This is a genomic window from Bartonella saheliensis, from assembly GCF_902162175.1.
In genome coordinates this window covers 73623-91735 of sequence record NZ_LR607197.1, presented here as the reverse complement: position 1 = coordinate 91735, position 18113 = coordinate 73623, and the positions used below count along the sequence as shown (strand labels likewise).

At 38.6% G+C, this 18113-nt stretch carries 15 protein-coding genes and 1 pseudogene; 8 read left to right on the top strand and 8 right to left on the bottom strand.

All coding sequences use genetic code 11. From position 1 onward, the window contains the following. Positions 1–3 precede the first annotated feature (3 nt). The gene (locus tag FS875_RS02200; protein ID WP_144752434.1) at positions 4–972 is read left to right on the top strand and encodes a tyrosine recombinase XerC; all 969 of its coding nucleotides are present in this window, start codon (positions 4–6) and stop codon (positions 970–972) included. A 19-nt stretch (positions 973–991) separates the two neighbouring features. Here FS875_RS02200 and FS875_RS02195 read toward each other — a convergent pair whose 3' ends face one another. After that, entirely contained in the window at positions 992–1264 is a 273-nt protein-coding gene (locus tag FS875_RS02195; protein ID WP_139412532.1) for a BolA family protein, read from the bottom strand. A gap of 124 nt (positions 1265–1388) precedes the next feature. Between FS875_RS02195 and FS875_RS02190 the strand changes: the two genes are divergently transcribed. From FS875_RS02190 to cobT, 3 genes are all read left to right on the top strand, one after another. After that, entirely contained in the window at positions 1389–2009 is a 621-nt protein-coding gene (locus tag FS875_RS02190; RefSeq protein ID WP_144752431.1) for a J domain-containing protein, read from the top strand. 202 nt (positions 2010–2211) lie between these two features. Further along, positions 2212–3192: a cobaltochelatase subunit CobS gene (gene cobS, locus FS875_RS02185; protein ID WP_144752428.1), complete on the top strand. Its 981-nt coding sequence runs from the start codon at positions 2212–2214 to the stop codon at positions 3190–3192. 15 nt (positions 3193–3207) lie between these two features. Further along, positions 3208–5100, top strand: coding sequence for a cobaltochelatase subunit CobT (cobT, locus tag FS875_RS02180; RefSeq protein ID WP_144752425.1), 1893 nt, complete (start codon positions 3208–3210; stop codon positions 5098–5100). Between the two features lie 55 nt (positions 5101–5155). On the opposite strand, the gene FS875_RS10785 is transcribed toward cobT, so the two are convergent. The 4 genes and pseudogenes from FS875_RS10785 to rpmB form a co-directional block, all read right to left on the bottom strand. Further along, positions 5156–5596, bottom strand: a complete 441-nt coding sequence (locus tag FS875_RS10785) for a HaeIII family restriction endonuclease (RefSeq protein WP_144752422.1) — start codon at positions 5594–5596, stop codon at positions 5156–5158. Positions 5597–5651: 55 nt separating this feature from the next. After that, positions 5652–5981 (bottom strand): annotated as a pseudogene (locus tag FS875_RS10955) (HaeIII family restriction endonuclease); the annotation flags it as partial. 1492 nt (positions 5982–7473) lie between these two features. Then, the gene (locus tag FS875_RS02165; RefSeq protein ID WP_144752419.1) at positions 7474–8157 is read right to left on the bottom strand and encodes a VUT family protein; all 684 of its coding nucleotides are present in this window, start codon (positions 8155–8157) and stop codon (positions 7474–7476) included. A 128-nt stretch (positions 8158–8285) separates the two neighbouring features. After that, complete coding sequence (gene rpmB / locus FS875_RS02160; protein WP_144752416.1) at positions 8286–8603, bottom strand: 50S ribosomal protein L28; 318 nt, start codon at positions 8601–8603, stop codon at positions 8286–8288. Positions 8604–8901: 298 nt separating this feature from the next. On the opposite strand from rpmB, the gene FS875_RS02155 reads away from it, so the two are divergent. From FS875_RS02155 to FS875_RS02145, 3 genes are all read left to right on the top strand, one after another. Beyond that, positions 8902–9690: an SURF1 family protein gene (locus tag FS875_RS02155; protein ID WP_144752413.1), complete on the top strand. Its 789-nt coding sequence runs from the start codon at positions 8902–8904 to the stop codon at positions 9688–9690. A 798-nt stretch (positions 9691–10488) separates the two neighbouring features. Continuing rightward, positions 10489–12108, top strand: a complete 1620-nt coding sequence (gene purH / locus FS875_RS02150) for a bifunctional phosphoribosylaminoimidazolecarboxamide formyltransferase/IMP cyclohydrolase (RefSeq protein ID WP_144752410.1) — start codon at positions 10489–10491, stop codon at positions 12106–12108. A gap of 351 nt (positions 12109–12459) precedes the next feature. Next, a complete protein-coding gene (locus FS875_RS02145; RefSeq protein WP_144752407.1) occupies positions 12460–12612 on the top strand; it encodes a DUF1127 domain-containing protein in 153 nt (50 codons plus the stop codon). 839 nt (positions 12613–13451) lie between these two features. Here the strand turns inward: FS875_RS02145 and FS875_RS02140 are convergent. The 3 genes from FS875_RS02140 to htpX form a co-directional block, all read right to left on the bottom strand. Next, positions 13452–15167: a heparinase II/III family protein gene (locus FS875_RS02140; protein WP_144752405.1), complete on the bottom strand. Its 1716-nt coding sequence runs from the start codon at positions 15165–15167 to the stop codon at positions 13452–13454. Positions 15168–15231: 64 nt separating this feature from the next. Next, positions 15232–16596, bottom strand: a complete 1365-nt coding sequence (locus FS875_RS02135; protein ID WP_144752402.1) for an RsmB/NOP family class I SAM-dependent RNA methyltransferase — start codon at positions 16594–16596, stop codon at positions 15232–15234. Positions 16597–16656: 60 nt separating this feature from the next. Next, positions 16657–17703, bottom strand: a complete 1047-nt coding sequence (gene htpX, locus FS875_RS02130) for a zinc metalloprotease HtpX (RefSeq protein WP_144752399.1) — start codon at positions 17701–17703, stop codon at positions 16657–16659. Between the two features lie 83 nt (positions 17704–17786). Between htpX and FS875_RS02125 the strand changes: the two genes are divergently transcribed. Further along, positions 17787–18002 (top strand): DUF1674 domain-containing protein, encoded by a 216-nt coding sequence (locus FS875_RS02125; RefSeq protein ID WP_144752396.1) that lies wholly within the window; start codon positions 17787–17789, stop codon positions 18000–18002. The last annotated feature ends 111 nt before the right edge of the window (positions 18003–18113 follow it).

Below are 18113 nucleotides of genomic sequence, written 5' to 3'. Positions count from 1 at the left end.
ATAATGCCTATAAAAAACGACAAGAGAAAAGATGAAAATAGTCCTCTCATTCCAGCCGACCATGCGGTTTTAACTGCAAGGAAAAACTGGTTAGAGCATCTTGTAAAAACCCGTCGTATGTCCGTACAAACAGCACAGGCCTATGAACGTGATACGCGGCAATTTTTATCTTTTCTCTGTCAACATTTAAGCCAAGCACCAACTTTCACAGATCTTGCTCATTTACGCGTCAGTGATTTGCGTGCTTATCTTGCTTATCGACGTACAAACAATGTCAGTGCGCGCTCTTTAAGCCGTGGGGTAGCAGGCATCCGTTCTTTTTTCAAATACCTATCTCGCGAAGGAATCGTCAATATTCCCGCAGCTCAGCTTATCCGAAGCCCCAAACATCCAAAGTCGCTCCCAAAACCTTTAGCGGTACAATCAGCTCTTCACGTTGTCAAACAAGAAAATCAGCTAGAAAACGAACCTTGGATTAACGCGCGTAACGCAGCTGTCCTTATGCTTCTCTATGGCTGTGGAATGCGAATATCAGAAGCCTTAAGCCTTACACCAGAACAATTTTCTGATCCTGAAAAAACAAGTTTATTCATAACAGGCAAAGGGAGCAAAACACGCCTTGTCCCTCTCATCAAAATTGTTTACGAAGCTGTACAAAATTATCTCAAATGTTGCCCCTATCCTTTAAAAGATAACCAACCCATGTTTCGCGGTGCGCGAGGTGGTCCCCTACAGCCGGCTATCATTCAAAAAACTGTACGCAACTTACGAGCACACCTTGGTTTACCAGAAACGGCCACTCCCCATACATTGCGCCATTCTTTTGCCACCCATCTTTTATCACGAGGGGGAGATTTGCGAACAATTCAAGAACTTCTTGGGCACGCGAGTCTTTCCACCACACAAACCTATACCCATGTTGATACAGATCATTTGTTGGAAATTTATCAAAAGGCCCATCCTCGTTCTTAAAAACGCCTCATCAAAAAAATTAAAGTGTTTCAACCTCAAGTGCCAAGGCATGGACACAAGTTGCTAACTCTTCTTGTAAAACTTTATAAATCGCTCGATGGATTTCTACACGCGTCATTTTGGAAAAAGAAGAAGATAAAATTTTTACGCGAAAATGTGTTTCTCCTTTACCATCAAAAGCATGTTCATTATGAGGATGTCCCTCATGAAGATGACTCTCATTAATCACTTCAAGTTTTTGCGGATGAAACGCATCCTGAAGCTTTTTCTTAATTATTGTTTCTATAGACATTTTTCATTCCTTAACAAAATGAACGTGTAAAAATAAACTTTTTTCATATTTAAAATAAGTGTGAAAACAAATTTTTTAAAAGTCAATTCTTGTAAAATTAATCAATTTTGCATAAACCAATAATATGGCAATAACATCTAAATTATTCGATTCAATTCGCATAAGCTCAAATAAAAAACAGAAATCTGAGCCAGAAGTGCAACAGTGTCAGTGGGAAGGGTGTGAAAAGACAGGAACCCATAAAGCACCGGCAGGTCGAAATCACGAAGGACAATATCTACATTTTTGTATTGATCACGTGCGTGCCTATAATAAAAATTTTAATTACTTCTCGGGTCTTAGCAATCAAGATATCGCAAAATTCCAAAAGGACGCACTTACAGGGCATCGTCCAACATGGCCTACAGATCTTAGTAATGGGACAGCGAAAAAAACTGCTGCCAATTATGCAAAGATTCGCTCTGGAACAGCAGCTTATCAAAATCGTATGCGTGATCCTTTTACGCTTTTTACGGGACGGCATTCAAGAAATAATTTCTCACGAAAATTAAAGCCCTTAGAAGCAAAAGCTTTTGATACACTGGGACTACAAGCAAACGCTTCAGCAGAAGATATCAAAATGAAATATAAAGAGCTGGTAAAAAAGCACCATCCTGATTCCAATGGGGGTAATCGTGCTTCTGAAGAGCGCTTTCGCGACGTTTTACATGCTTATAATTTACTTAAAAAATCTGGTCTGTGTTAAAAAAACGCGCTGATATGAACCCATTCTTATTGAGATCATCACTCTTTATATAAAACATTCTTATCTTCACAAAATGTGATAAAATACGTTAAAACGATCTTCCTTCATCTCTAAGGCTTTCGTTAGAGCATTGCATAAATGCTCTAACTCTTGTATCGTCTTCTCATGAAATAAATAGCGTTCTTTCCCAGCCTGAAACATTATGATAAATCTTAACCTTGAAAATACACCCGATATTACCCTTTGTGCTCGCGACTTGTTTCATATTGAAACAGATATGAAAGTTCCTGCTTTTAGTACAAAAAGCCCGCATGTTCCTGATATCGATCCCGATTATCTTTTTGATCCGCAAACAACTTTAGCGATTCTTGCAGGTTTTACTTTTAACCGTCGTGTCATGGTTTCCGGCTATCACGGAACAGGCAAATCAACGCATATTGAACAAGTTGCAGCGCGTCTCAATTGGCCTTGTCTTCGCATTAATCTCGACAGTCATGTAAGTCGTATCGATCTTGTAGGAAAAGATGCTATTGTTTTAAAAGATGGCTTACAAGTCACTGAATTTAAAGAGGGCATTTTACCATGGGCTTATCAAAATAATATTGCTCTTGTTTTCGACGAATATGATGCGGGACGTCCTGATGTTATGTTTGTTATCCAACGTGTCCTTGAAAGCTCTGGCAAACTCAGCTTACTTGATCAAAGCCGCGTTATCTCTCCTCACCCAGCATTTCGTCTTTTTGCAACGGCCAATACTATTGGGCTTGGTGATACAACAGGGCTTTATCATGGTACCCAACAAATTAATCAAGCCCAAATGGACCGCTGGTCTATTATGACGATACTTAATTATTTACCCCATGATAAAGAGGTTGATATTGTTTGTTCAAAGGTCAAATCTTTTCAAACGGCTGAGGGGAAAAAGACAATTTCACAAATGGTTCACGTTGCTGATATGGTCCGCCAAGCTTTTATCAATGGGGATCTTTCAACAGTCATGAGCCCACGCACTGTCATTACTTGGGCAGAAAATACCACAATTTTTCAAGATATTGGCTTTGCCTTCCGATTAACCTTTCTCAATAAATGTGATGAACTCGAACGTGCCAGTGTCGCAGAATTTTATCAACGCGCCTTTGGACAAGAGCTTCCCGAATCACTCATGCAAGGTGTCTTGTCTTAAAGGAATATGTCAATTATGACGATCACCTCTAACGACAACAGCAAAAATCAAATAAACAATCCTCCCCTCAATACGCTTAATAGTGGAGCGTTTAAGAAAGCTCTTTCCACTTGTATGCGTGCCATTGCCGGTACATCTCACCTCGAAGTTTCCTTTAATCATAACCGTCCATCTTTAAGCGAAAATTGTGCACGTTTACCAGAATTACCACAACGCGCTACGGATAAAGATATCACCATTACCCGTGGCTTAGGTGATTCCATGGCTCTGCGAAAAGCATGGCATGATAACCGCATTCACATGCAATTTTCTCCACTAGAATCAGAAGCACAGGCTATCTTTGATGCCCTTGAACAAACACGTGTTGAAGCAATCGGTACTTTAGCCATGGAGGGGCTTGCACAAAACCTTGATGTCATGCTCGCTGATAAATACAAAAGAGCCCATTATGAAAAGATTAGTAACCAAAGTGAAGCCCCTATCCAAGAGGCGTTAGCCCTTTTATTGCGCGAAAAAATAACAAAGCGTGCAGCCCCAAAAGAAGCAGGTCCTGTCTTAGAATTATGGCGCCAAGAACTTGAACAAAAAGCTGCAGCAGAGCTCAATGAACTCACGCATCATATTTACAATCAACAAGCTTTTGCACAGATCGTTCGCCAAATGCTTGCTACCCTCCAAATGACGGTGCAACAAGATGAAGCTTCTAACAGTGAAAATGATAAAAAATTAAAAAACGAATGTGAATCTCAAGATCAAACAGCAGAAGAAAATAAAAACAAAAAACACACTCAAAGTGAAGAACAAACCAGTACTGAACAAGAAAGTGATGATCAAGACGAAGGAAAAACACAAGCGACACAAACAAACGATATTGATCAAACTGACGGAGAACAAAAAAATGGCCCTTGGCAAGAAAAGCCAGACAAATCCAAACGTCTTTTTTCCGATTCAGAGCAAATGGAAAAACTTGGCAATTATAAAATCTTCACCCGTCAATTTGATGAAGTCTTGGAAGCAACTGATTTTTGTTCTGAAAATGAATTAGATCACTTACGCCGTTGTCTTGATAAGCAAATTAATCATCTTCAAAACATTGTTGGACGTTTAGCCAACCGTCTCCAGCGGCGCCTTATGGCACAACAAAATCGCAACTGGAACTTTGACCTTGAAGAAGGATATCTCGATACAGCAAGGCTCCCACGCCTGATTATTGATCCCATGCAGCCTCTTTCTTTTAAAATGGAAAGCAATACCCAATTTCGAGATACGGTTGTTTCACTCCTCATTGATAATTCTGGTTCAATGCGCGGACGCCCCATTAGCGTTGCCGCAAATTGTGCTGATATTTTAGCACAAACGCTTGAGCGTTGTGGTGTTAAAGTTGAAATTTTAGGTTTTACCACCAAAACTTGGAAAGGGGGAAAATCACGTGAAAAATGGCTTGAGCAACATAAACCTCATCATCCTGGACGTCTGAATGATTTGTGTCATATCATCTATAAAAGTGCAGACACCCCATGGCGTCGTGCACGCCGCAATCTAGGTTTGATGATGCAAGAAGGATTACTCAAAGAAAATATCGACGGAGAAGCTTTAATTTGGGCACATCAACGCCTTTTATCACGGCGTGAACAACGTCGCATTCTCATGGTTATTTCTGATGGTGCCCCTGTTGACGACTCAACACTATCAGTCAACGCCAGCAATTATCTAGAAAAACATTTACGCGCAGTGATTCAAGAAATTCAAACCCATTCCCCCATCGAGCTCATTGCCATTGGCATTGGTCATGACGTCACCCGTTATTATAAACGTGCTGTAACAATTATGAATGCCGAAGAGCTTGCAGGTGCCATAACAAAACAACTAGAAGCACTTTTTAGTGATAAAGCACCTCAAACTTTATAAGAAATAACCCCGCCTTAAATCAGCAACAGGCACATTTTAAAAACTATTTTTATCATTAAACCATCGGAATTTGATGGCTAACAACCTGAGAAGATAATCCCACAAATTGAATATCAAACTTTAAGGAAGCTTCTACTTTACGAGACGCATGATGCATTCTAAAAGAAATACCCCATCCATCTTCAAAAATTATAATAAGTTTGTTTTTACTTTCTTCCTTTATTGAAACTGATAAAATTTTGCTTGGAATTCTCCATTTACGACCATATCCTAGAGTACCATTCAAATTAAAAGACTGAATAATCACCCGTTTTTGTTTAGATCTCGTATTTATCATAATCTTATAAAAATCATAAGAACCTATAACATACTGAAACAATAGTTTAGCAAATTTATCTTGATAATCTAAACAAAGCCTTTGAAGTTCTTTAGAGAAAGATTCTAAGATTGGTAGATAAATTCTACTTTCTTTATCACCTATGCCTCTAGAAAACATTTTCTTAATTTCTAAGCTCTATTAAATAATCAAAAATGGGCCTAATTCCACGAAACTAAATGCTGCTACAAGGATAACCTGTCCATTCTTTACCAAAATCTATTTCACTGGAAAGGCGAGGATGTTTGATAGCGCTATGATTATGTTTTGCAGAAATACCAATAGGATTTTCAGGAACTTTTAAAATAATATCACGGACATCTCCTTTGATCCCAACAGAATCTTCTTGAAGAACAATAGTTTTCGTATTTCTAATATTTTTATCATGTAACTGTAAGAAAACCGCTGCTTCAATAGAAGCAAGATTTAAAAGTCTTTTGTCAGTATCATTAAATAAATTATAAAAAGATTCCGCTACTTGAAAGGATGAATTAAATTCTATAGGAGCCTTTGTTGTTTTTTAAACCCTGCGGCCAAAGCATATTCAAAGGCTTTTCTATTTTCTACTTAATTTATACGATTTCCTAAAGATCCTTACTCAAAATTACAAGTTCATTTGACTTTTTATTGTTTCCCATACCGTAAGTCCATTCAGGATTCAGTATTTTATGTCCTTTATAAAGTTCTCTAACTTCCACACAATCATTATAAGATAAAACCCACCCCTGACGCTTTCTTAAAAGCTCAGCAAAAGCCTGATGATCAAAAAAATTATGTTTATCTCCTTTTTAACCGTAAAGTTTTTGATTAATAAGATATGGAGGACCTCAATAAAGAAAATCATTAAAGTGTTTAGGAATATTTTCTGTAAAATCTCTGTGTTCCACTGTAAAATTTTCAATCTTAAAATCTTTAAGCTATTCAATAGAACGATAATTGAATCAAGAAGTCCAGGAGACATACCGCCAGAAAGTGTTGTTCCAAAAAAAGAAGAACGATTAAGAGCAAAAAAAGTGGCAGCAATCTCTAATTAATTTTTAATACTCCCAAAAATTTTTTGGAGATTATAAAACATTACAGGAGTCATATCTTCATATTCTCTCACTTTTTCTGCCAAAGCTGAAGCAGCTTGCAAAAGCATCTACCAAAAAATAACAAGCAGCTTAAAAGCATCATAAGCATAAACCTTTGTTCCTATTTTTGCTAAGATTCATTCAATTGAACCGCCTCCTACAAAAGGAGAACATAAAGTTTTTTGTTTCCTTATGTAGTTATTAATAATCATAGGAACAGCACGACTCTTCCCTCTAGGATAACGAAGAGGTGATTTCACAATAGGTCGTTCAATAGGCTTTTTCTGTTTTTTCAAAGAAGTTAATATAAAATTATCAAATAAAGCCTCTCTTGGATCTCTTTAATTTATCATTTTATTCATACTATCAGCTCCAAGTATCGTATTTTCTAACTCACAATATATCTGAAATAAACACTCGAAGCATTTGCCAAATTTTACAGAGAGCGCATTACAACGGCTTGTAAAGCACTAGCATATCTGCGCAAACATTTGCTTCTAAAATAATGATAAATACCAGTATCGCCACACTTTAAAACTGCCAAAAAAACTGCCAAAATTTGATCCATTGGTATTTAATTTTCTATTTATACACTACTCAAGTATGTATCAAATTGCTTTTATCTCTATAAGAATTAGGCTTCTTATAGCTCAAATAACCACTTGTAAAAAAATAAAACTCCTAACAAGATATTTCTTAGCTTTTATAAGAGCTTTATTATCGTTTTTAATACTGATGAGATACTCTTATCTGACATTAGATCAGTCAAAGTCATTTCCATACACATCATAAGCAGAAAGTATGTACAAATGAATATCATTTGACAAAAGAAGCAAAATACCTCTTATAAATCTTTAAAAGGCAGCCATTACAGAATATAATGTATAATCGTTTTTCCTTTAGGAAAACAAAAAACAAAAGGCATCATTTGTTACAAGCAAAAGAGGAATCCTCCTTTGCGTGACTTTTATAAAGAGGGAGTTTCACAATATTAAGAATTGTCCCATAAGGAATCAACATCAACAGGCTCATAATAATTTTTACGGAGAAATCGCCAAAAGCAAGCGAGAGCCAAACTGGTATGCTTACCCCTCCCAAAACAGTGCTCTCTACCAGTGAGCTATCAGCATAGCCTGTCATCTGATCAAGAATGGCAAAAGAGCTCGAAAAAGCAAGAGAAAAAAACAACACTGTATCCAACGCCGAACCAACCAACGCCGCTGCTAAAGGTGCTTTCCACCATGTTTTCCGTCGCAAAGGCGTAAAAACAACAATATCAAGGAGTTGCCCAAATAAAAATGCCAAACTAGAAGCAAGTGCAAGCCGCGGTGTTGCCAATATCCAAGAAACAAAAACACCGGCAAAAAAACCAGCATAAACCACACGCCGCGCAGCAGATGGACCATAAAAACGATTGGTCAAATCATTGATGAGAAAAGCAAATGGATAGGTAAAAGCCCCATAAGTCAAAAGCTCATTCAAACCAAACCAATAGACGGGATACTGAACCAAAATATTAGAAGCAGTAACCGCAAGACACATTGCTAAAATAGAAAAAACAACGTATCTTCTCTTTTGCTGTTCTAATAAAAGACCGCTTGAAAACATTTTTTTTAACCTGGGGTATGGAACCAATAAAATAATAGAGCGATCAAAGAGAAAAGCCAAAAAATGAACTTCTAGAACGAAGATCCGTGATTAGAGCATCAATCCACCAAAGATAATGATACGAACAATCACGCTGCTTGTTCAGCTTTTTGCTCGCTTTCTTTCTCAGCTTTTTTCTTAATGATTTGGCGTTTTAACAAACGCGCACGTTGCGACAATTCTTTATCGTCTGCCTTGACCAAAAAACCATCAAGACCACCACGATGTTCAACAGAACGCAATGCATTTGCTGAAATACGCAAGCGATAACTTTGCTGCAACACTTCTGAAATTAATGTCACATTGCAAAGATTTGGTAAAAAACGACGCCGAGTCTTATTATTCGCATGGCTAACATTATTACCATACAGAACCGTTTTCCCTGTCAATTCACATGCACGAGACATAAACTTCACCTTTAAACTCTAAGAAACTTTCAAATCCCTATACCCCAAAGACACAATGAATGCAAATCGCGCATAATGCGACCTTGAACGGGCATTATTGGGAAGTTTCCTTCTAATAGGGACTCGACAACAAAAGGTCAAGTCTTTTATAAAACCTTTTTCATCTCTTTCTGGCTCATCCTTCATCTTTTTTCAAAATCAAGGCGTATAAATTCCGCTAAAAAACGTACAAAATGCTTTTTTAAAAGGTATACCGTGTTAGAATAAAAGTTTATTATCCTGAAAGAAAGCATATATCATGAGCAAAAAATCCCCCTCCATGACAAAGCTTCAAGGAAATTCTTGCCGTTTTTCTTTCCTTTTATTTGAAACTTTATGCGTTTGTTTTTTTCTTCTCTTTAGTGCATTAGGCATATGGCAAGTACAACGGTTAAACTGGAAAACAAATCTTATCACCAGTGCCAATCAGCGCGTCCACTTAGCCCCCATAAAAGCCCCTAGGAAAGATCAATGGGCAGAGGTTACTTTTGAAAAAAACGAATATCAACCTGTTGTTATCACAGGAAAATTTTTAAAAAATAAAAATATTTTAGTCACAGCTGCTGCTCAAAATACTACAGGCTACTGGGTTTTAACGCCTTTACAAACCGCAGACAACACACTAACTTTTATCAACCGTGGCTTTATCCCCATGGATGAGCGTAATAATTTTCAACATTCAGAGCCATCGCATATACATGCCTCATCTCAGAAAGATTCTACCACAAATACAGAACAAACGACAATTATCGGTTTATTACGCATGAGTGAAAAAAATGGATTTTTTCCACGCAAAAATAATCCTGATAAGAATATATGGTATACGCGTGAGCTTCCCGCTATGGCGCAAAAACTTGGATTATCCACTGTTGCCCCTTATTTTATTGATGCCAGAAAAACATCTCCACAAGCAAATCTTCCTGTCACTGGTCTTACGATGATCCATTTTCGGAACAATCATCTTGTTTACGCAATCACGTGGTTTATCTTAGCTGCTGGCATGTTAGGTGCTTTTTTCTTTCTGCTACAGCAAAAAGTTAAAAAATAACAAGTAAAATATCCATTCCCAATATAGTTTTCATTAAACTGTTTGGCTTATTTCATAACAAAGAAGATCAATACTTCCTTCTTCCTCTCAAATACCAAACATTATTAAAGTATAAAAAGAATGAGCATCCCGACCTCACACCTTCTAATTACAGATCATGGATCTAATGAATTTGTTATACTATTAACGAAGGATTTACACGACACTCTTCACAAGACAACCATAAGTTGATTCATTGAAAAATGCTTACTTTAAAATAAACGCGCGTGAATGCACACTATAATAGCATTTTATTTTGCATGAAAAACGTGATCTCATTAAAAAAGCAATGCCCAAAAATGTAGGACAATATGTCATTTTCACTCTTAAAAAAACATTGTTATCAATGCTTTTACAAAAACATAGAAATTAAAAATGACAGGAAAAATGAGCAGGCATTTCGACCGTTATAATTTCATATTTTTGCTGATTATTTCCCATCTCTCAAAGATAACTCAAACGGGTATGTGGAACATTCTTGCCTTTATCTCACAGACAAAAGCGAATACAACAGAAAATGTGCAAATGCGTTTTGTATTTTAAGCCTGCTATGAAGATAAAAGATTGAGTTAAATGAGACTTTATACCTATCATAATACCTCCAATGACGACATTTTACAGTATAAGAACAAAGAGAGTCATCGTATATTTTAAAAAGATAATTTATCCTTTCAGTGTATTTTGCTAAAGGCTTGTGCTATGAATGTATAAACTTGTTTTTCTGGAATTTTAACTCTTTCATTGTTTAAGGCTTCTGTTATGGGTGTTGTTGCCAAAAATTTTTCTATACCTGATCTTCATCAGGTTCGTCGTGTTCTTCTTTCTGTGTCTGATAAAACGGGTGTGGTTGCCTTTGCAAAAGCCCTTCATACGACTTACAATATTGAATTGATTTCAACTGGAGGAACAGCCAAAACTCTCATAGCTGCTGGTTTACCTGTAAAAGATGTTGCTGAAGTTACTGGATTTCCTGAAATAATGGATGGGCGTGTAAAAACACTCCACCCTTTGATTCATGGTGCTTTGTTAGGGGTAAGAGAAGATCCTAACCATAGGGAAGCTATGGAAAAGAACAACATTCATGGAATTGATCTCTTGGTGGTAAATCTTTATCCTTTTGAAGAGACACTCCAATCGGGAGCTGATTCACAAACGATTCTTGAAAATATTGATATCGGTGGACCGGCGATGATTCGCGCTGCGGCAAAAAATTATGCTTATACCGGTGTTGTAACAGCGATAGATGATTATGATTCGATTCTAGAGGAATTAAAACAGCATAATGGATGTTTAAGCTTATCCATGCGCCATCAATTAGCAATGCGCGCTTACGCGCACACTGCTGCTTATGACACGGCAATAGCAGCATGGTTTGCACGGGATTTAAAAATTGAAACACCATCATGGCAGAGTTTTTCTGGTCATCTTGAAAGTGTTATGCGCTATGGTGAAAATCCACATCAACAGGCAGCATTCTATCGCAATAATGAAAAACGTTTTGGCGTTGCAACAGCAAAACTTTTACAAGGTAAAGCACTCTCTTATAACAATCTGAATGACACAGATGCAGCCTTTGAGCTTGTGGCAGAATTTGATCCGCAAAAAACCGCTGCTGTTGCTCTTATTAAGCATGCCAATCCTTGTGGTGTTGCGGAAGGAAAAAATTTGAAAGAAGCTTATTTAAAAGCTCTTATGTGTGATAATGTATCAGCATTTGGTGGCATTGTCGCTTTAAATCAAACCCTTGATGAGGAATGTGCAGAAGAGATTGTTAAAATTTTCACGGAAGTGATTATTGCGCCTGATGCAACAATGGCGGCACGTGAAATTATTTCCAAGAAAAAAAATCTTCGCTTGCTCATTACAGGTGGCGTCCCTAATCCCCATTGTGGAGGACTTCTTGCAAAAACACTTGCAGGAGGCATTTTAGTGCAATCACGTGATAATGTGGTGGTTGATGATCTTAAATTGCAAGTGGTGACAAAGCGAGCACCAACTCAAGATGAAATGCGTGATCTTCAATTTGCTTTTCGTGTAGCAAAACATGTTAAATCAAATGCTATTGTATACGCAAAAAATAGTGCAACAGTTGGTATTGGCGCTGGACAAATGAGCCGTATCGATTCAGCAAAAATTGCTGCAAGTAAAGCCGCAGAAAGTGCAAGGAGGGCAGGCTTAACAGAAACTCTCACAAAAGGATCAGTGGTTGCATCCGATGCATTTTTTCCTTTTGCAGATGGTTTATTAGCAGCTGCTGAAGCCGGTGCAACGGCAGTCATTCAACCAGGAGGCTCCATGCGAGATGAAGAAGTTATCACTGCTGCGGATGCTCAAGGGTTAGCCATGGTTTTTACAGGAATACGACATTTCCGTCATTAATATAATTGGGATGATCTCCTCTTCATATAAGACAAACATTTCAAGAAATTTTTCATAGATCATATATCGGTTGATAACTGTTAAAATAGGAGCAGTTATTCAATCGAGGGAGTCTACGCGTAATAAAGAAGTTATCACCACAAAAAATGCATATATTTAGCTATTGTTTTAGGAATAAGATATCACCGTTATTAATAGATTTAATACATTTCCCTTTTACATGAAACCCATATTAAAGAGGTTTTGTTCTTATACGTAGATGCATACCTGCTATGACATTATAGCACAAACTATTTTTAATAATATGCTCTATCTTAAATCAAGGAGTGTAACAAAGTTTGAGTACAGGACATGAATATTCTACGTTCTTATAGTAATTGGCGCCGTTATCGCCGAACCATTAATGCGTTGAGCCGTCTTTCAACATATGAACTTAATGATCTTGGCATTTGTCGAGGTGATATTGATTCCGTTGCGCGGCGCTATTCGCGTAAATCTTTCTAAGAGTTGTTTGAAGAATATTTGAGAGAGTACTTTACTATAAAGAAACGAAAACTTTAAGGCTTGTTATTATAACTTCGTTTTTAGTGTGATAATACTTTAGTATAATAACACAAGGTATAATAACATAAAGCAGAAGGTTTTTTTGGGGGTGTCCTGCTGTAATATCGTTTCTTAAATTCTCAATGTTTCTATGACGAACGGCTTTTAAGTTATCAAAAATGTTCATTATTTTGCGTGTTTTATGGAGGATTCTACTGTATGAGTATCTTATTCCAAATCTATTTATATTGGATCAACTAAAACTCTGTCCTCTTGTACATGACAAGCAAAAAGAATCTGCGTGGAATGAAATTGTAAAAAGAAACTAAAAATACCTATAATGAACCGTGTCAAACGTCAAGAAGACTATTGCAACATTAAAAGCAGCTCTAGGGGTGTAATGATGCCAGCGTATTACTCTATAAGCGGCCATAATGGGACCAAAACCAAGAATATTGATCACGATAACACTCTCCAGAACTTTTTGAAGATAAGCAATCGTTTAATTTTCTCTTAACACCTTTAAAGAATATAGATTCTTAAAATCAGTACCGATCTGTCAATAATGGTCTTTCAACACCTCCATTTCCACTAGAGTATCCCCTCTTTTTAGCACTAGCACATGAGATTCTATAAGCAAACTTTGCCTCAAAATATTCATTCCACACACTTACAAAAAATACTTCCGTGTAAAAAAATTTATACAATCCTTCAAGAGGATATGCCCCCAATAAACGATGATGTTTTAGGACATGAAAATAAAACGCAATAGACGATAAAAACAATGTTTTGATTTTTTATCAAACGGCTTTACGAATAAAACGCCAGCGAACCTTTTCCTGAAATGCAGGGCGAAAATATAAAACGATCTGCTGTGTCCGCTGTGGACCTGCTAATTCCGCAAAATCAATCGAATCTTCAAGACAAATATCCGCATCAGGCGAAATAAAATACCATACTTGCTCGCCCGCTACGTGTTCGCTCTTTACCGCTAAACACACACGCTCACCATCATAGTTAACATCAACTTGTGGATGAAGATGAAACCGAACAGCAACATGATCTTGTTCACTTTGCGTCCTTTTATGTCTCTTTCCCTCTTTATTGGGCATAAAAAAGCGATCAAATCCTTCGATCATATCCCCATTCGTCGCCAAAATAAGACCACGCTCATGAATAAGATTAAAGGGGCGCACATAACCATTATGGCTCGCAATAAAACCTGTTTTCTCAGAATCCTCTATACGGTGCACTTGAACTTCCCTGGGTCCATCAAACAAAAGGGAAGCGCCATTTTTCTTTTTTTTGTAAAAAACGCCCACCGAACAATCATTAAGCGTCGCTGTTGAATGGGCAGCAGTAACACGGCCTAAATGTCGATAGTCTTCCCGCCCATTAGGGTTAATGCCAGTATTGATAATAAAACGGTGTCCTTGTGAAGACATTTCAAAAGACAAACATCCTGCACAAGCTTGCTGTGCTACAAAGCGTGGTGGAAATTTTCCCGTATCGGCAATAATTGTTGTTTGATTGGCTCTTAAGCGCTGAAACCCTGAATAACGCGCATAACTAAAAGGATGACCTCCTGTTTCATCAAGCTCCAAAAGTGTCGATAACCGTTCTGAAACGAGGGGACCAACCCCATTAAAATGCGCCAATGTTTGATCCTCATGGATAAAGAATCGCAAAGCTGGCAACATACGCTCAACAGAATCAATCAAAACACGGGGTGCTGTTTCATTGCTCCGCATAAAAAAGTAACGTAAAGATAATAAATCCGATAATAAATTAAGCAAAATGATAGGGCTACGGGAAATATGCCCACCATCAATCAAAATCTGAAGCGAAAGCTCTTCTATAAGCGTGTTTTGTACCTTTTTTTTCACGGCCAGCGAAACAGGCAAAGCAAGAGATGCGAACGTCAAAGCTGTTGCTGCTTGTAACCGTTGATCATTGTGCTCCATACCGCAAATTATTGCGCGTAAATAACGAAATTGCAAACCAAGCGCACGTAAAAAGCGTTTTTCAAATCGCTCGCTTGCCCCTTCTAACAACATTTTTGAGTGACAAATCCACGAGATCAAACGCCGTGCGACAACAGGACCGCTCCAAGCAAGCCCTTTTACCTTTTTTCCAGCGTGGTTCAGCCAATCTTCTAAAAGAGAGCGCGCATGCGCCGCAGCTAAATCACTTTCTGCTGCTTGCATATGGCGCAACCAATGAAAATCATGCAGAGCCGCTTCCCATTCAGGCGTTGGCGCAACCAATGAAAAAGGTGAAACAGCACCAGAATGAACAGTATGACCCGCAAAAGCAAAACGACCGTGATAAAATTCATGCGCCATCATCGGATCAGCCACATGCAAATCAATGGGATGAGCTAAAATTTTATGAGGACGAAACCCTGAAAACCGCCAACGAAACAATGGGCCAATCCATAAACGCCGCACAACATGCTGTAGCGTATCGATACAGGCTGCTATTTTTACCTGAGGAGCTTTTACCGCAACCGCCAAAATTCCATCTCCATCTATGCTGAATCAAATACAATTTCGACCATTTTTGTAAATGAAGCGTTAATTAAGCAATTTTTCGCAAGCGCGCGGCAAAAAAACCATCCATTCCTAAAAATGCAGTTTTCTCAGCATCAAAATTTTTATGACAAAAATCGGCCGGCGTCGTGCGCAACATCCCCTCACCAAGCAAATGCGCCAGTGCTCCCATTTCTTCTGAATCAATAGGGTCTAAAACAATATCATTGCGTGTTGATAAAATTTTCTCAATAAGATCTTCACCTTCTTCTCGAGCCAATGAACAATTGGAAAAAACAATCCGCCCGCCCGCCTTTACCAAGGCAATGGCGGCGATAAGCAAATCATATTGCAACGCTGCTAACTTGACGACATCATCCATCGATTTTGTCCATAAAATATCTGGATGACGACGGATCGTTCCTGTAGAAGAACAAGGAGCATCAAGAAGAACCGCATCAAAAAGCTGTTTGGGGTGGAAATTTCTTACATCCCCCTGCCAAGTATGAATAGAAAAATGGAGCCGTTCCATATTTTCTTTTAAACGCTTGACGCGATTAGCAGAAAGCTCAATGGCGGTCACCTCTGCTCCCTGCAAAGCCAATTGTGCTGTTTTCCCCCCAGGACTCGCACAAAGATCAGCAACATTTTTACCCCGAAGCTCTCCTAGTAAACAAGCAGGCAACGCTGCGGCAAAATCCTGAACCCACCACGCCCCCTCACGATAGCCCGGTAAATCAGAAACAGAACACACCAAACGATTCAATCGAACAGAACCATTGGGCAACACCACACCGCCAAGCTTCTCAGCCCATCCAATACAATCAGATTTTACGCTCAAATCAAGCGGAGGCTCCACACTTTGAATTTCTATAATTTGACGCGCTTTCTCTATTCCATAAGCTGAGACTAAAAGCTCTCCAAACCACACTGGAACACCTTCAATGGTCGGAATTTGTTGGCGTAAAGACGCCGCCTCACGCGCAACATTGCGCAAAAGAGCATTTACCACCCCTGAAAAACGGCGCATACGAGGATCAAGTTTTGCTGCACGCACAGCTAAATCAATAGCCGCATGATCAGGAATATCAAGATAAAGAATTTGCGCCACACTGATATGCAAAAGATGCTGAAGTGAAAGTGCTTGTGAAGGTAAAGGACGCGCTAAAAAGCGTGAGAGAGCCTCCGCAATCGACCCTCGATGACGCAATGACGTTGTCAAAATAGCCCGACACAATAAACGATCTCGTTGTGAAAGTTTTAAATATTGTGGGTGTCCATGTTCATTATCCGTCAGACCAGAAAGAGGCGTATACTTATCAACAACCGCCCCTAAAAGACGTACACACACCTGTCGAACAGCCAATCCTGGAACATCTTTTTCAGACACATGCCCCACTTTTTTGTGTTTCAAAATAACACCTTTATATCCCTGCCTCCTCAAGAGATTCCCCTAAAAATCTCCTCAAAAACTCTATGAACGAGAACTTTTTGAATTTTCATAGCGAAGCCAAGAAGGACGTTTTGTAACCCGCTGAAAAGTATCAACTTCTTTCTCACCTAATGTATAAGCCTGACCGCTACGAAAATCTTCATAATTCATCCCGTTGCTTTTTTTATTTATAGCGTCTTCTTTATTCCATCCGCCACTTTCAGCAAGTACCCCTTTCATCTCTTCTGCTTGCCGATAAAGAGCAGCAATACGATTTGCCGTTGCGGGATGTGTTGAAAAAAGACTATCCGCTCCCTTACCGCTCAAAGGATTGATAATAAATAGATGCGCTGTTGCTGGATTATGCTCTGCTTCTTCATTGTAAACTCTATGTCCCCCATCAGCAATTTTATGCAATGCCGAAGCCAACCATAAAGGATTACCACATATTTCAGCGCCTCTACGATCCGCAGCATATTCACGCGTACGACTAATAGCCATTTGTACGAGCATTGCAGCAAAAGGTGCTATGATGAGTGCAATCAATCCTCCAATTGCCCCCCCACCATGAGAATCTTCCGAAGAACTACGCTGTCCTCCCATAAAGAAAGCAAAATTACCAAGCATTGAAATTGCCCCAGCAACCGTTGCTGTTAGAGTCATGGTTAAGGTATCACGATGCTCAATATGTGCGAGCTCATGCGCCATAACGCCAGCAATTTCTTCTGCACTTAACCGCTCTAACAAGCCGCGGCTCGCAGCCACAGCGGCATTTTGAGGATTACGTCCTGTTGCAAAAGCATTCGGCTGCGCACTATCAAGCACATAAACCTTTGGTTGAGGAAGAGAAGCTTTTTTAGCTAAATCGCTTACGATTTTATAATAAACAGGTGCGGAATGCTGATCAACCTCACGCGCCCCATACATACGTAAAACGATTTTATCTGAATTCCAATAAGAAAAAAAGTTTAAACCACCCGCCATTAAAAGAGCAATGATCATGCCACTGCCCCCTCCAACAAGATAACCAACCCCCATAAAGAGAGCCGTTAAAAAAGCCAAAAGCATGGCTGTACGCATTATGTTCATTACTCAAAAAACTCCATGATAAAAGTCTACCAATACTATATGATGGTGTTTTCTTTCTGCTTCTTCAATGGAATAGGTGTAAAATGAATAAAAAAGATGAAAAAACAAGCCCAAAAAATTCAACTATCGTTCAACAGCAATCTCTTCCTCCCGCAGCGCAACGCGCCCTTAAAGAAGCTGAAGAAAGGCGAAAAGACGAAGCAAAAAAAGAACAACCGTTGGAAAATGGTGGACGCGGCGGCAAAGACCCTTCACGCTATGGAGACTGGGAAATTAAAGGCCGCGCCATCGACTTTTAAAGCTATTGATTTTCAAAATTGAACTTAAAAAAAAACCAACACCGTTTTAAATAAACACCCCTTTAAAGAAGATCCGTTTTTGATTAGCAAAAACGGATAATATTTATTCTT